7 protein-coding genes are annotated in these 16,392 nt (G+C 63.9%); all 7 read right to left on the minus strand.

From position 1 onward, the window contains the following. Window positions 1-31 precede the first annotated feature (31 nt). Entirely contained in the window at window positions 32-1,828 is a 1,797-nt protein-coding gene (gene drmB, locus ACFS27_RS05045) for a DrmB family protein (protein WP_377180752.1), read from the minus strand. Further along, a complete protein-coding gene (locus ACFS27_RS05050) occupies window positions 1,825-5,001 on the minus strand; it encodes a helicase-related protein (RefSeq protein ID WP_377180753.1) in 3,177 nt (1,058 codons plus the stop codon). Before ACFS27_RS05050 ends, drmB begins: the two co-directional genes overlap by 4 nt. After that, window positions 4,998-9,692: a DEAD/DEAH box helicase gene (locus tag ACFS27_RS05055; protein WP_377180754.1), complete on the minus strand. Its 4,695-nt coding sequence runs from the start codon at window positions 9,690-9,692 to the stop codon at window positions 4,998-5,000. Before ACFS27_RS05055 ends, ACFS27_RS05050 begins: the two co-directional genes overlap by 4 nt. Before the next feature lie 218 nt (window positions 9,693-9,910). Continuing rightward, entirely contained in the window at window positions 9,911-10,444 is a 534-nt protein-coding gene (locus ACFS27_RS05060) for an NgoMIV family type II restriction endonuclease (protein WP_377183601.1), read from the minus strand. Window positions 10,445-10,471: 27 nt separating this feature from the next. Continuing rightward, window positions 10,472-12,325: an ATP-dependent nuclease gene (locus tag ACFS27_RS05065; protein ID WP_377180755.1), complete on the minus strand. Its 1,854-nt coding sequence runs from the start codon at window positions 12,323-12,325 to the stop codon at window positions 10,472-10,474. Between the two features lie 10 nt (window positions 12,326-12,335). Continuing rightward, complete coding sequence (locus ACFS27_RS05070; RefSeq protein ID WP_377180756.1) at window positions 12,336-15,401, minus strand: Z1 domain-containing protein; 3,066 nt, start codon at window positions 15,399-15,401, stop codon at window positions 12,336-12,338. A 1-nt stretch (window position 15,402) separates the two neighbouring features. Next, window positions 15,403-16,386 carry a PD-(D/E)XK motif protein gene (locus ACFS27_RS05075; RefSeq protein ID WP_377180757.1) on the minus strand — a complete coding sequence of 328 codons (984 nt, stop codon included), beginning with the start codon at window positions 16,384-16,386 and terminating at the stop codon, window positions 15,403-15,405. Window positions 16,387-16,392: the final 6 nt, after the last annotated feature.

Below are 16,392 nucleotides of genomic sequence, written 5' to 3' on the forward strand. Positions count from 1 at the left end.
CTCATTCGGGAGGCTCGCTCGTTGCGGCGTCTTACGAAGCCCGGACGACCGCGCCTATGACCTCCTGGAGCAGGCCCTCGGTAGTCTCGTTGCCCACCAGGAGCATTCGGTCGAGTAGCAAGTTCGATCCCTCGCATGAGGTTTCGGACGCGAGAAGGCACGAGTGGCAGGCGGCAAGGTTGAGACCATCAAGGTTCTGGGGGGAGGACTCTGAGCACACCGGATCGTTCGAGCACCAGTTGAGGTGCTCGGCAGCCCTGGCCAGAGCGGTGCCGATGCGATCGTGCTCGCCCTCACGCACGAGGCCGCCAAGGGTTCCCTCTTCATCACTCGATGTCGTGTAGATGAAGATGCCGTAGTCGCCGTTCGTCTCGCAGTACACACGCTCGCGAAGCGATGCGGCGGAGTACCCGGATATGAAGGAGAACTCACGCAGCAGTGTGTGGGCCAACGTGTGGAGGGCGACGTATTGGGCAGAGAAGGGGTGCAGCCGGCTCGCGAACCGAGATGCACTGAACTTCTCGGCAAGCTTCCCTGAGCGAGCGACGACGCCGGGGGTGGACGCCCATGCTTCGACCGCTTTGGGGTCGAGCCGTAGGAATATGCCCTCGCCGAACCCCTCGGACGCAGGGAGCCACGATGCCTCCTCCCCAGTGTTCGTCACTGAGGGGATACGGCGCGCGTCGGGGCGGTAACGCTTAAACCCGAGCGCGGCTCGCACCTCGCGGAGCCGGTCGACAAGGATCACGCTGTCAAACAGTGAGGCCAGCGTCCGCTCGACGACGTCGCTGGAGGCAAGACCGAGTGTCACGGCCCGCGTCTTGAAGTTTGCTTCGTCCGCCTTGTCGTGGGCTGCCGCGCGGAACGCTTCGAACTCCTCGGCGAGTAGGACACCGTGGGTGTGCTGCGGGTCGGGCTCATCGCCACGCGCTCCACGGGCGGTGTCCATTACAGCGACGGCGTCGACAGCGTGGCCCTGTGCTGCGAGGTCGTCCGCAATCGCTTTCGCGAGTCCCGGCGCGTACGCCTGGTCGAAGGTGTCCTTGAGCCCCAGGAAGAGCGGGTGCTGGGTGATGAGATCCGTCGCATCCAGGACCTGGCCGGACATCGAGGGAATGTCGATCGCCGCCTCGGTCTCGGAGTAGTGGAAACTTGTCGCACCGCGCTGCAAGACCTCCAGTGGGCTCGCGCACTGGCCCCACGTGGACTCCCATGGCTGGATGCCGCGGCACGTGAGTCCCTCGCGGGTAAGCACATCTGCTCGCAGGTCACCAAACGCTCGACGGGTCTGACAGGCGTCGCAGTGGACCTCGAGTCCGGAGAGACCCTGGGATCCGCCCCGGACCTGTTGGAAGCGCAGGTGCGTTGCGTCAATACACGCCACTCCGTCCTTGGCCACACGGTGCACCCAGTCGACCCATGGCACGTCAGTCGCGTGGCTGCGCTCGCGGCACACGACGACAAAACGCATCGGGACCAGGCGGCCGGAATCGTGGGGACATACGGGAGCAGCGCTCTGCTCCTCCTTCGGGCCCCACTTGATCATTCGCCGGCATGTTTGGCAGAAGAGCCATGCAGGAAAACGAGCGACCTTGACCGCGATCGACTTCGGGTCCTCGGGGTTCTCCGACGTCGGCGGGCCGTAGAACCTCTGGACGCCGAGCCGGGAGGAGAGCCGTTCACACTCGATCTCGGGTAGCACGCTGCGCTTCGGCCAGTACTCCGCGGTCCGGGTCACGAAGGATTCGCCGAGGATGTCGACGATCGCTCCGGGGCTGAACGGTGAAATCAGCTGGGCGACGGTGACCTGAAGGATGCGCTTGTTCATGCCTTCTCTCCGACCGGTCGAATGCGGACGGACTTGTCGACCGAACGCATCGAGTGCATCGTCGCCCAACCCTGGGCATTGTCTCCGAAGTTCTTGAGGAGTCGCTCCTTGGGGTCTCGGCGTGACTCGTACTTCAGGGGCAATCCCTTGTCCTTCGCGCGCACGCTCCAGTCCGCCGCCGCTGCACGGAGCTCGAGCTCGGTGGCTTTGGCCTCCCGCGGGTCGGCAATCGCGATGTGATCAAGGAGCAGGCTGATCGCTTTCTTCACCTGGACCGATTCGGAGTCGAACAGTGCTGCATCGTCGTTGCCGCTCCATCCAATCGCGTGCCTCGCGATGATGACGAGGGCCGAGCGAAGTGCGCGACGACGGGCCTGAAGCGCCCACGGCGTGACCGAGGTGGGCTCGACGAACCGGTAGAACGACCCATGGAAGTTCCTGAAGGACTCAAAGGTCGAACGGTCGCGCGCCTTGCCGGATCGGTAGAGGGCCAGGACGATGCCCGGCACCTTGTCACGACCGACGCGACTTGTCGCCTGGATGTACTCGGCCGTTGCCTTCGGTTGCCCGTTGACGAGCATCAGACCGAGTCGAGGGACGTCGATGCCTACCGAGAGGATGTTCGTCGCGGCGATCGCATCGATAGCGCCATCCTCGTCGACGTGGGTCTCAAGGCGCTCCAGAATCTCGACGAGTTCGTGGGAACTCACGTTGCTCGTGAGTTCGAAGACGCCGTCAGATGAGAGCGTTCGTTCGGAGAGCCCTCGCTCGTGCTCGCGCTGCAGGTTGTCTCGGACGTCGTCACGCAGGATCGTCACAGTCCGACCGAGCTCGCGCAGGCTGTTGTGGTAAAGCACGAGCGTCCAGTACGCGTCTCGTTCGGCAGGGGTGAGCTCAACCGACTCGGCCGCGGCGAGGAGTCGGCCGGCCGCCTGGCCGATGGCCCACGCTTGCGGGAATGCCTGTGGCATGAGTCCGACGTAGAGACGGCCCGGGGCCTCTGTGTCGAGCTTGGCGAAGTAGCTGTCGTCGGCGTCCACGCCAGCGGGTGGAAAGACATCGACACGCGAGGCCATGAGGCCCTTGACCTGCTCGTCGGCGGACCGGATGGTCGCGGTCGAGGCGACGATTTTCGGCTTGGTGCCACGCCAGCCGAGGAGCGCACGGATCGCAGCCTCATAGATGCCGACGATGGTCCCGAGCGGCCCGGAGATGAGGTGAAGTTCGTCCTGGATAAGAAGGGAGGGCGGATCGTAGGGCGCGCTGTCCAGGCCGAAGATCGATCCGCCGTCGGAGATCCACGCTAACCGCGCGAATTTGTCGACGGTCGCGACGACGATCGTCGGCGGGTTCTCGTAGATCGATTGGTCGACGACCTGGAGCGGCAAGGCTTCGGTGAACGGGCACACGTCCGAGACGCAGCGGACCGTGAACGAGTGCTTCGTCGCACGGAAGCCATACTTCTCCTTGTGGATCGAGCGTCGCGGGGGAAGCAGCGGGGTGCTACACCACGGGCAGACTCGGACCTGGAACGGGCTCTGCGGTGTCTGCTGGTTCATCAGTTCATCGAGTTGCACTTGTGCAGAGGCATAGGTGCCCGGTGTTGTCGAGTTTCCGAGGAGCAGTCCGATGCTGAAGGGCGCCGTGCCCTTGAGTGGTTCGCCATCGCGACGGAGGAGTTCGAGGGCACAAACGAGTCGGGAGGCGCGCTGGAACTGCTGTGCGGTGAGCAGACGCATCGTGTAGCGAGTGATGACGGCGGTGCCGGCGCCCGCATATCCGCGGTCGAGCCGACGACGGACCATCTCGATCGCGGCGAGGCCAAGGTAAGCCTCGGTCTTGCCACCACCGGTGGGGAACCAGATGAGGTCGACGAGGTCGCGGTCGTCGTGCTCCTCCTCAACGGTAGAGCGCAGAGCGAGAAGGATGAAGGCCAGCTGGAACGGTCGCCATGCCGGGTCGGGATTCTTGGGGCTCACGGCCTGCATCCGCATGGCGAGGTTAGCGATGCGGAACGCCTTGCGAACCTGCTCGTTGGATGCGAGGAGGTCGATACCGTCTCGAATGCGCGACATTGCCGTGTCCTGACGGTCGACGATTGCCTTCGCGACATCCATCTGGTCGGGCCGGGCGCTCTCGGCTACGACTCTCTGCCTCGCCGACCATGCCGCGTAGCCCGACGTAGAAGCAATCAGCCTGTCGCGGAGCACATCTGGGGCGATGCTCTCGTCGGCAAGCCAGCTCATCTTGAGTGTGTCGTCCACAATCTCGAGGCGCTTGATGGGCCGCACGGTCTCCACGGGAAGGGAGTCGGTCTCGATCTTCTGAACCGGCCGCTCGGCTCCCCACGTGCCAGCTACGCCGTGGCCGACGGCGTAGCTGGTGTGCCGCTGGTAGCGGTAATCGAGCTCGCGGTCCTCTTCGCTGGCGTTAACGACGACACTTCCCGGGTAGGGACGGATCTCACCGGTAACCACCTCAATGGAAAAGCTGGCCTGAAAAAGCACGTCGGCGATCTCGCGCTTCGCGCGGCCGAGGGGGACCTCAGCCGCGTTCGACAGAGCGACGGTGACGATGGGCTCGTCTCTCTTAGGGCGTGAGCGCCACTGCAAGCGAGCGCGCCCGCCCCACAGCTCGTGGGCGCCGGTGCTTCCGGTCGTGACGGAGACCGCGGTCTCAGGCAGCGGCACGCGCTTCCACGCCTCGTGATGGGGCGGTACGGCAACCGCATCCGCGACATCGACCTTGACGCCGGAATCGGACTCCACGTCACCGTTGTCGCTATTGTCGTCCGCGACTTCGATGCGCTCGTACCGTGCGGCGCGGACTCGGACGATGAGCTCGTTGGCATCGTGGATGAACGAGAGACCAAGCGACGACGGCGCCCAGCCGGTCGCGGCTGTCAAGCCACCGAGGTCGTCGTCATCGGCGGCCTCACCCTCGAAGGGGTCGACCGAATCGTCCCCCTCGTCGAGTGGAGTCTCGCTCGGGAGCAGATTTTCATCCAGGTTCTCTGGAGACAGGCCTTCCCCAGCCTCAACGGGGAAGAGCATTCCGGTGAGGTAGGCGTAGACAGGGCTGCCTTCGATGACCTCGTCCTCGTCACCGTTCTTTGGCCCGACGAAGTTGTTACGAAGGTACTCGATGTATGAAGCCTGGCCAGGAGAGGTCACTTGATTCGGGCTCCCTTTTGCGTCCAGAGGTAGTCGAACTCCGTGTAGGCGAGGTCTTTGTCGAACTGCTCAAACGTGTCGACGATGTTTACGATGAGACACTTCTCGGTCCCGCCATTAAGTGGCCCGCGGAGGCCTCGTCCGACCATCTGGACGTAACGGTTCGGCGAGAAGGTCGGGCGCGCGATGTAGAGTGCCCGCACCTTTGGGGCATCGAAGCCCTGGGTAAGCAGATCGCAATTCACCAATACCTTGGTCTCGCCACTCCTGAAGCTCTCGATTTTGCGCCGGCGTTCCTGCCCCCTCATCTCACCGTCCACGGCCTCGGCCGTACGGTCGAGCGTCCGAAGCAGTGCAGCGGTCACGTGCGCCGAGACCACGGACGGTGTGAACACGAGGATCGGCCACTCGGGCTCCTGACGCAGAATGTGGTTGACAAGCAATTGGGTGCGGTCGAGGTTGGAGCCGAGCTTGTCGAGGATTGCTCGCGAGACGTCGTCCCACGCGACCGCTCCGGTCTTGCCCATCGTCGGGCCTTCGGAGATCGTGACCTTCGAGTCCAGGAGCTGGTGCTCGACGTTCGAGAGCACTCGCATCTCGCGCAGTTGCTCGGTGGGGTTCTCCCGGTCGAGCGCGTCGAGTCGCCGGTCGCCGAAGCGCTGGGCGAAGAGTCTGTTGGTCTCAAGGTTGGTGCCTCGGTACGGCGTTGCTGTGAGACCGAGCAGCGGACGCGCGGTGCGGGATCCTCGGCGCTGATCGATGCCGAGCCAGTCGAGGATCTTGGTGTACCGCTGAGACCCAGCACGGTGAGCCTCGTCGATGACGACGAGCTTGGCGTCCTGCAGCCAGCGGTGGGCCTGATTGTTGACCTTGCTGTCAATCATCTGCGCGAGCTTTGCGTCGGTCGCGACTACGATCTGAAGTTCTTGGAGGGACTCGTCCGCCTCGTAGGCGCCCCAGTAGCGTGTGATCTCGAGCGGACGTTGGTCTCCGATAGCACGCCAGACCTCGGCCCAGCTGACGATCGCCTGTTCGCACAGTTCCTCGGATTGCGCGATCCACAGGACGGGCGAGGCAAGCTCGTTATCCCGAAGCATCCGAGCGATCGATTCGGTCGTCACACGGGTCTTTCCAGCGCCCGTTGGCAGGTAGAGGAGTCCCCGGCGGTGCTCACCGTCCTTTTCCCGAATGAGGACCAGTTCGCGTATCTGATCGAGAAGGTGTTCTTGGAAGTCGTGGAGCGCTTTGAGGTCGACCCTGCCGGGAACGATATCGACTGCGGGTGCCTTCTTCTCACGGGTTCCCGCGAATGCACGGGGAAATCCCAAGTTGGTGACGAACCCATCGGCCTCGGAGGAACCGTCCCACACTCGCGGAACCGCAAGGTGCCTTGCAGCGATCGCGCTCTTTAGCCTGCGTAGGGAGTCGTTGCCATAGGTGCTGAGGAAGATGTCAGCGACGGCCGCGTCGGACTGCTTGCCCTGCTTCTCCTCGATGATGTCGAGGAGACCATCAGGCAGGTTTGCGACCAGACCCGCGCGTTCGACGAGCTTCAGGAGCTTTGCGCTCTCGGTCGGCGCGGCCTGCACGGTCTGGACGAGTGCATTCTTGCGTAGACGCTCGTCACTTGCGATGACGTCCTCAGCGTCCGCACGTGTAAGCCCAAGCCGAAGAAGTCTGCTGACCTCGACGAGCGCTTCGACGTCCGACAGCTCGGCGTCAACAAGCACGGTATACCCGTCAACGTGTCCGCTGAGTCGCTGCTCGCGAGAGCCGGTAAGACTCGTCGTGCGCCGGACGATCGAGCTGCACCGACGCAGCATTGCGTTCTCAACCCCGGACCCCGACGGAAGAACTCGGTCGAGCGTCGGGTACACGTCAAGGACCGGAACTGCATCGCCGGCCGCGTCCCAGTCGATCGAGCGCGCGACCACGTCGGCAGCCGTCTGCAGATTCCACGCATTCGAGAGCGCCTCGCCCCACGGACCCGACGGGATGTAGCGGAGCCCGTGCGAGGCCAGGTCGTCCAGCTCGTCGGCTGCTGCGATGACGACCTGGTCGATCGGGGTGACCTGGACCGTCCTGCCGCCAATCCCAAGCGCGGGGATGGCAGCCACGCCGACAAGTTCCGGGCGTGCGGCCGCCTCACTAAGGACATCTGCGAGAAGCGCCGCGTTCCCGATGATGTACCCGTTGCGCCCGAGGAACTCTCTCAAGACGACAGTGGGGATCTCGTCGAGCCGGCTCGGCAGAGCGAAGTGCCCAGCGAGCGAATCTCGGACAACGGGAAGCAGATCGCCGTACTCGACCAGCGCCTTGGCAAGGACATCCTTTGATCTCCTCACCCCCCAGGTGCTGTCCAACAGCCCATACTTCCTAACGCACCACGTCTCGACGGCATCGAACTCGGCCTTCTTCGGATGCTGCACACCGCGGATGTCGACCAAGACGCTGATCCGCTGCTGGGGCATGCCCTCGGAGATGAGGACAGTGAGGCGCGCTCGAGCAATGTCAGCTTCCGAAGTGTCGACCTGAGCGAGCTCCTTGAGGATCTCGAGTGGTCCGGAGCCCTTGCGTGCGTCGAAACGAAGTTTGGCCCGAACATTCTGTCCATACTGTGACGCCAGTTTTTTCTCGAGTTGGGCCTGCATTGCGGCCCGGTACTCCTCGAACACCTCACCTTGGTGGACGGGCCAGTTCTCTGCCACGCCTGAGAGGCAGCCCGCGTAGCCCACGAGGTCACTGCGCCCCTTCACGCCAGGAATGTCTACCTGGCGCTCGGGCAAGCCGGGGACTTGGCGAGCGTCGAGGAAGACCTGCGACGCAGGCCGCCACGTTCCAGCCTTCGTCGGTACCTGGATCTCGATCTTGAGTTGTTGGATGCCCTCGATCGCGGTCCGCCCTGCGTCGGGCGACGCCTGGGAGACGAGCTCCCAGAAGTGCTTCCAATCACCTTCGCGCCAAGTGGAGTTGGCAGAAGCCGCCGCGGCGATGGCGACTTGGTCGCGAGAGACCTCGTGGACGCCAAGGCGGCGAAGCTTGCTCCTGACTTCAGGGGCCGCGGCGAACGCCGATGCGACAAGCTGCACGTTGCCGGGGCTCGGCACCCCCTCGACCGGGAGCAGAATCTTGTCGAAGTCCGAGATCCGCGCTATTGAGCCGTTTTCGAGCGGCACAACAAGGGCTCCGGTGAACTGGCGCCAGACCTGCTCCTGCTGCTCCTTAAGTTTCAGGAAGATCGTCAGTGCCGCATCGAGGGTCTCGAGAGTGCGCGGCGCGGCAGCCTCCGCGAGCCATGCGGCGGGCGCGATTGGCGTCGCCGAGATCTTTTCCTTCTCGTCGGACAGGAGCTGGGTAAGGCGCGCAGCGCGCGTTGGCGTCTGGTAACAGGACCAGTGAGGCGTGTCGATCGCACCTGTGGCCTCGGACCAGAGGCGAATTGTCTCGGAGGGCAACGCGAATGAACGGTCGCCACTCGCGTTCGTAATGAACGGCGCCCGCACCTTTGCGGGGCTGCGCATCTCTCCCGACGCGGTCGGGATGAGCTGGTGCCGGCGGGCAAGCTGAGGCACTCGCCCGGACATGTAGGCGTCGGCGGCCGAACGAACCTCACGGCCACGCGCGGGCAGCACGTCGAAGTGCTTGGCCGGATCCGCAGGTGTCGACTCGAGTAACGCGGCGTCGATGAGCAGTTCGGCGGCGACGTTGAGCATCTCACCATTGAGCTCGCTGACTGGGAGCAGCGATGTCCGGTCGTCGTTCACCTGCCACGGCGCGTTGAAGATGCCCTGGGCTGTGGTCTTGTCCTGGAGCGGGAACCAGGCCCAGAACTCGCCATCCTCGCGCCGCCCTTGGCCCACCGGGAGCGCGTACGACACTCGAACGCGGTCGCGGTGGAACAATCCGGGAAGGTTGGCTTTGACCCCTTCCGAGACATGGTGTTCCCGGTGAAGCACCCGCCACACCCCGTCGTCGGCGTCTGGAGACTTGAGCGTGACGAGCCCGGAGTCGACGTCCACGGTCTTTCGGTACGACCGAGAGACAACCTCCCCGCGTTCCCCGAGCGAGATTACGACCTGGTTGAGCCGGTCAGGGAAGAGCAGGTACCGAAAGTCGAAGCCCTTGAGTCGCTCGCGCAGTCGGGCGCCACCACGCACAAGGGGAAGCCGGACGATCGTCGCCGCCCACCCCATCATCTCAGCGACGTTGGGGTCTTCTGCGGCGCACGCCCTCGCGTCGATGATGCTGGGCACACGCAGCGTCGGAACACGCGTGGGACGGTAGGGCAGGTCAGAGAGCAGTTCCGCAGCCTCCGGTTCGTTGAACCCGAAGGAGACGGTCCGGCTGAGAATCTGGGGGTGGTCCGTGACGCCGAGCACTGACTTGAAGCCGAGGCCAAACCGGCCGATCTGCTCGTCTCTCTTTGGACTGAGGAACGCGCCCGCGACGGCCCTGACTCCTGCAGCTGCGAAAGGCTCGCCCTCGTTTGCACAGTAGAGCGTGCCGTTGGCCAGCCGGAACTCGGCACGTCCGGGCTCAACGAGCCGATCGATCGCGTTCTGAAGCAGCTCCTCGACCTGGCGTTCCCCGTAGCCGCCCGCTTGGAAGTTGTCTTCCATGCCCACGTGTTCTTCGAGCAGGTCAGGGTCGTTGGTGTAGTTCGCGATCGTGATTCGCTGACGCTCTCGCACCTGTTCCTGCAGCTCAGGATCCGGCGTACCCCACACCTTCGGCAGACCTCCCTGGCTGCCTGCATCCGTCTGCAGGCCTCAAGCCTTTGCCAGGCTAGTGGGGGTACCGAACCTCGCCAACCGTCAGCCACTAGCGGCGGTAGCTCTTCACCCACAACTTCACCTGGAGCAGGCGCTTACCTCGACGAGAGCGCTAGCACGGCAGCCCGATGGCTCGATCACATCACCGAGACCGTTGCGACAAGTTCGTCGTAGCCGCGGATCCGTCGCATGTCGACGAGCCTGCGGAACATGTCCCGAGTCCTGATCCTCTGGTTCGTGCGCGAGTACACGTTGTCGACCGCGATCTGCAGCGTCGTTAGATCGAGGCAGTAGACGCAGTCCACGTCGCCCGATCCGCCAGCAAGCAGATTGAGCATCGTTTGCCGTGGCTCCATGGTGAAGGCGGCGAGATGCGGCATCCGGCCTCGGCGGAGCGCCGACATCCTCGCGCCCTGGGACCGGCAGTCCTGGGCACGGTCGGTGCGCAGGGACCACTTCAAGGGCAGGCCCGTCTCCAGGAGAGGGAGTTCGGCGTACGGGTTACGCCATGAGACGGTGCCGTCGGGCTTGAGAAGCGATTCATCGCCAGCCTCGTCGAGGATGAAGCGTAGGGCGAGTGCTTCGTCTTCGAGGACCTTCTCGATCTCCGAGAATTCCGAACTCGGTGGCGCGAAACTGGAGACCGCGACTACAGAGATTGGAACGCCAATCCTCTGAGCACCTAGGTGCCCCCTACATCACCAATCGAGGATCCGACCGACGGTTTCATGGATCTCCTTCAGGAGGCTCGAGTCGGCGGGCAGGCCTGCCACTTCCGCCTGCTGGCTCTGGAGAATCTGTTCGGCCGTGACCACCTCGTTGGCCGTCAAGTGGAGGTCCGACTTAACCTTGTCGACCCAGAACGCCTTCCAATCACGGCCCGGCTCTGCACGCGCCAAGTTAGCTGCTGTGGCAATGGCCTCCTCAGGTGTCCTACCGGGGAAGAACCCGAGATGATCATCTGCCCAGAGAAGGAAGAGATGCAACGTCTTCACGTTGGTCCCTCCGCCTGAGTTGGAGTGCAGGTTAGGTGGGGTCTTATGGAATTGCTCCGCCCAGATGCGTTTCAGTCCATCGAGATCGCTGGCCGCCTTGGCTGCATCTGCACCACTCTTGACGTCGCAGGCGGTAGAAGCGGTCGTCGGTAACTGGTCACCATCAAGCAGGATCCCCGCCTTCTGGACGCCCGCCAGAGCGAGGGTCGAGAGGACATTTTTGACGATGCCATCCGCTCCACCGGGGAAAGGCACAATCTCCAACGTGTCGAGTTTTGTTGTTGCGTGGCGCCTCAAGCTAGCTCTTACCATCTCGGCGGCGAGTTCGTCCTCGACGATCAGCCGCGGTCGGGTCGGACCCGCTGTTGTGTGACCTAGATGGGCAAAGGCTTCGGTGGGCGAGCACCCGTCGGCCAGCAGCACGACGCGCTGACGATTGGTGTCGAACCCGAGAACCTTGATCGCTTGCGGTGGGAGCCCTGCGGCAAGGCTTGGTGAGTGTGTCGACATGACGACCTGGTGCCCGTGCTTGCGCACCTCACTCTCGATGAAGCGGAGCAGTTCCGCCTGGGCTCCAGGATGGAGTGATACCTCGGGCTCGTCGAGAAGGATGAGCGACCTCTGGGGGGCGCGACGGATGGCGTCGACTAGTCGAACGACTGCGTACTCGCCGCTACCCGCATGTGCCTCGGAGTAGGCGGCTCCCGTCGCCTCGAGGCGGAGTCTCATCGTGTATCCGGTGGGGCCGAAGAATCGATGCTCGATCATCGCAATCGACTCGATCGGCTTGCCCAGGATCTTTGCAACGGTTTCAACCTCGGGCTGTGCGAGGTCCCGGACCTGCTCGATCAACTGACCGGCTTGCCCCTTGGGGAGTGGAAGACCTTCGAGGGCTTTCGCAATCCACTTCGACTGGAGAACCGCCTTGTATCGCTTCTGCGTTGCGTCTGGCGTCCAGTGGTTGAACGACTGATGGTGGATGTACTTGTCGAAAGCGCTGAGTTCTGAGCGGAAGTCCAGGTAGACAACGTTCTTCTTGATCTGGTTCCAGCGGTCGCGGTTCTTAGACAGCAGCGAATCGAAGCCGGTCGCAGGAATCTCGGCCATGCCGTCCCGGGCGACTCGCTTGGTCGGCTCCCAGTAGTCCGGATCTCTCTTTCCCCGGAGCGCCTTTGGGACGTCTGCGGCTCGGTACTGCTTCGAGCCGCGGTACTTTCGACACTCGGCGCTCGTACCGGAGTTGTCGAACCTGTACTTATAGACGAACCGATGGGTCGCTCCGTCCCGTACGCCACGGTCGATATCGTCTACCGCGGTTGAGAACCAGAACTGTGCGAGGCTACGACCCTCCGGTGCGGCAGAGATCGCCTGCAGCACGGAGGACTTGTTAGTGCCGTTCGGCCCGATCAGCGCGACGATCGGCCAGTTGAGCCGAAGCGTGAGACCGTCCTCGAGCGACTTGTACATCGGGAAGCGGATCTCCTCGATGTAGGGAACAAAGTCGCCGCCGTTGCTGAACTTGGACTCGATGCTGGCCTGCGTTTGCGTGAGCACCATGTGTGAGTCCCTAATCCGTGGGTTCCGCGTCGACGATCGCGTCGTCAGGGCGATCCTCGCGACGCACCGTGAACGCGATGCGACCGGCAGGCGCAGCGGCCAGAGGGAGCGCGTACGAGAACAGCGTCGCGATGTCCTTGGGGGCTGCCGGATCCGGCAGCATCTTCGGATCGGTGTACCCCTTGGCGTCGTGGAACTTCGGCGACCTGCTGTCGCCAGCGAAGGTCAGAAGGAACGCGCCACGGGTCGGGACCTTGAGATCCTTGACGTGCTTGTACGCCGGAAGCTCGAGCGCCTCGGCAATGGCACCGTCGACGTCGACTGTCTCGGAATCGATTCCACTCGAGATGGCCAGGAGGGCCTCGCGCTGGCGGGTCGACGAGCCGGAGAACTGCCAGGGCCGGTCGTCACGGCGGTAGCGACGCATGATCCTGAGCTCCCGATCGCCGATGTTGCGGGGCTCGAGAGAATCAAGGTCCGGGACGATGACGGCCCAGTCCTTGAGAGTGCCGTCGGTGATTGCCTTGTGCATGAAGGCTAAGTAAGGGCCGATCTTGAAGTTCTTGGCCCAGTCGAAATTCTCGATAACCTTTATCAGCGCCTCGGCGTCGACGATGCCGTAGCGGGCCTTCCAGGGCCGCGGCGCCCGGGCCTTGTTGAGGTAGAAGAACTCGCCTCTGTCGGCGGCGGCATCAAGGAGCGACTGGACGGCTTCGAAGTGCGCCTCGTTCTTCTTGTCGTCGTGCTCACCCTGCTGGTTGAAGTCGACAACCTTGCCACCCTCACCCTGCTCGGTGAGTTCGGCGTTGTACATCTTGTTCGCACCGGTGGGCTTGAGGTAAGGCAGGCTCTGGTAAACGAGCGGGGGGACGTCCATCGGACGCACCCGGGGCCGGCCATCGCCGTAAAAGCCCTGGAAACGGCGAAGTTCCTCGCGGAAGTCCTCCTCGTCGCGGACGATCGACTCGAAGGACTTGTACAGGTCGATGACCGTGTTTCGAGGCCCGGGGACGTTGCGACCGATGTAAAGGCGGACGAGGTCCCGGTAGCGCGGTCGGTAGCCGAACCAGCGCCCCATCTGCATGAGCGTGTCCGCGGCAACCGTGCGTCGGGTGTAGTAGGAGATCGTCAGGCCCTCGACGGTGAAGCCGCGGGAAAGCTTTGCGCCACCGACGAGCACCTTCCAGACGTCGCGCTTCTGGAAGTCGATGTCTTCCTGCTCGTAGTCCCTCTCCGCGACACCGTTGACGATCACAACCGGGTTGACGCCCTCGGCAATCTTGCCTACCGCGTGCCCGATGTGCCGGATCAACTCCTTGAACGCGGCGACGACAGGTTCTTCGGGCGCCCGAACAGTGGTGACGCTGCGAAAGTCGTTGGCCCACAGGTCCTGGAGTCGTTTGAGCCCCATCGGCAGGTTGTATCCGGCCGCGTCCCAGACACGACGGATGTCTGCGGCGAGCAGGTCGTGCTCGGCCGTCTTCACCGACTCGTGGACGAGCATCGTGTGGTGTCGGAACAACTTCGGATTGCCGAGCGCGGCGGCTCGGTGCAGCTTGATCGCCCCGGCCAGGACGAAGGCGTCCATGGCGGCAAGCAGCTCCGCGTCGCGCTCGGCAGTGTCGTCCGGGTCTGCGACGAGTGAACGGACGTACGCCTTCTCGTTCGAGTTCGCAACGGTGCGTTCCTCGGTGTCGTCAGGGTCGCGGTCGAGATCGTGGAAGGCTGCGCCGCCCATGTAACCGGGCGGGGGCTGGAGCGAAACGATGAAGTCCTTGGGAAAGATGTCCTCGGAGTCCTCGGGGTCGACGAACACATTCGCAAACGGAGTCGCGGTGTAGCCCACGTACTGTGCGCGCCCGAGCTCCCCGAGAAGCTGGGCGATGAGGCGGTTGATCGCCGTACGCTCTTTGGCCTCCGCGGAGTCCTTCTTCGGCCGAGTGGTGTTGATCGAGGCTTGGTCGGCTTCGTCATCGATAATGAGTGCGGGGATCTCGCCGAGGTCGGTCTTGGTCGACTGAAGGTCGTGGACCAGCTTCCGCAGCACCGACGCGTTTTTCTTCACCACGGCGATGCGAATGTCGGGCCGGTAAAGGTTCTGCGGGTCATAAAGCGGCCGTGCCGGGTCAACCAGGTGGTCGGTCTGCCGGAAGTCGAGGTAGCCGAGGCCGGCCTTGAGCAGCTTGTAGTCGTCCTTCGCCCCGGTGAGTCGACGGATTCCGGGTATCCCGAGCTCCTTGGGGTCCTTGCCATAGGAGACGAACTTTCCGTCTGACCAGTCGACGTCACCGTCGCCGATGTAGTCGACCGACGCGGTGAGCTCGGAGTTGTCGCGCGGAACGCCGCCGAGGATGTTCTCCTCCCCGATGAGCTCCATGTCGAGCCGTCGCTGGGTCTGGCCGCGCAGGAGTTCGATGGTACCGGTCAGGACGATAACGAGCTTGTAGCCAGCATCGATCGCCTTGGCGATCACACCGGTGAAGTTCGCGGTCTTGCCGGACTGCACGTGCCCGACCACGAGGCCCTTGGACTGGTACGGGTCGTCCCGCTCTGGGTTCGCCAGGCGTTTGACGACCTCGTCTGTGCTGCGGCTGAGCTCGGTGATAGCGCCGGCGTCCCAGCCCTTCGACTCCAGGACGCCGCGATAGCCCTCCCAGTAGAAGGTGCGTCCCGACTCGGGGTCGTACCACGGATCCCAGTCGGCCTGCTTGCCGGAGATCACCACCGCACTGGCGAGGTTCACCTGAAAGGCATGGTTGATCTTCGCCTGAGCTTCCTCGGAGAAGCCGAGCGCAGTGAGGATGGCAGCGCGCCGCTGCTGCGAGTTGGCGTCTGTATCCGCTGCCCAGGCCGGGGCAGGCACCGCGTCCCACTTGGAGAGCTGAATGTGGAATTCGTAACGAGCAGCCGAGTTGGCATCCGGCGCCGTGATCGCATCAACCAGCTCGGCCTCGGAGTAGCCGGAGATGCCCGCGTCATCGAGCTCGAATGCAACGCGTTTGAGCATGGGCTTCGGATCGCTCTTGCTCATGCCGCGAGTGACACCCACGATCGCGTCGCTGTACGGATCGGACACGTCAGACCTCCTGCGTAGGTGCTGCGGTGATGAAGGAAGTGAGTGGGTCGCCGGGGTCCCCCGCCGCGCGAGATGAGAGGTCCACCCGATAACTGACGTCGCTGACAAGGTCGCTGTGCGGCACGACGGCATGCAGCCGTCCGGGCGTCACCGCCGGGAAGTCTTCGTCGACGAGGTACGCCGCCGGCGTGGTCCGCGGCGTGTAAGCGGTGGGATACATGGCGACGTCGTCGTCATCCCACCCCTCGGCGGTCAGGTGCGCGAGGAATCGGTCCCTCGTCGAGGTGAGTCGGTCGCGGATCTCCTGGACCAGGCCGGGCAGCGCGACCCCGTTGGGGTCACCGCCGGCCCGGGTGATCTGGATAGACACCAGCCACAGCGACCGCCCCGGACTTGGCTCGAGCTGCCCGGCGCCGTGGATGACGTGGGTTCGGGCCTCACTCAACGTCGTCTTGACCTCGGCGTCGAAGGCAGGGAAGGCGTAGTCACGCTCCTCCGCGAGTGGCCCGAGCCACCAGTCGATGGCGCTGAACTCGTCGTGGGCATCGAGCAGCGCACGGAAGAGCATAAGCTCTCCGACCAGTCCGATCTGCTTCTCCTCAGAGATCCGTGGCTTGGCGGCGAGCAGGGCTTTCATGTTCGTCATCGCGGCCGACGACGCGGACGAGAAGGTCGCCCCGCCCCGCATCGCCTGCAGGATGGAGAGCACCAGCCCGTACGCCTCGGTGTACATGCCGCGCGCATCGAGCGTCAATCGTGCGTACTCGACACCATCTCGTGTCTGCGTTCCGGTAGTGACTCGTCGCATGGTCGCGGTGTCGAGCACCATCCCGTTGCGCGGGGTGAGCACAGAGACCTTCTGGCCGGGACTGTCGATGACGAAGAGTACTTCGGGTGAGGCGCTGACACGGTGAACGGTGACTGTCCCGCTGCGGAAGTAGGTCTCCAGGGTCTCCGGGGTCAGCTCCGATGTCGGGATGTTCATTCTCGA

The sequence above is a fragment of the Promicromonospora vindobonensis genome (assembly GCF_042685865.1).
Taxonomy (GTDB): Bacteria; Actinomycetota; Actinomycetes; order Actinomycetales; family Cellulomonadaceae; genus Promicromonospora; species Promicromonospora vindobonensis.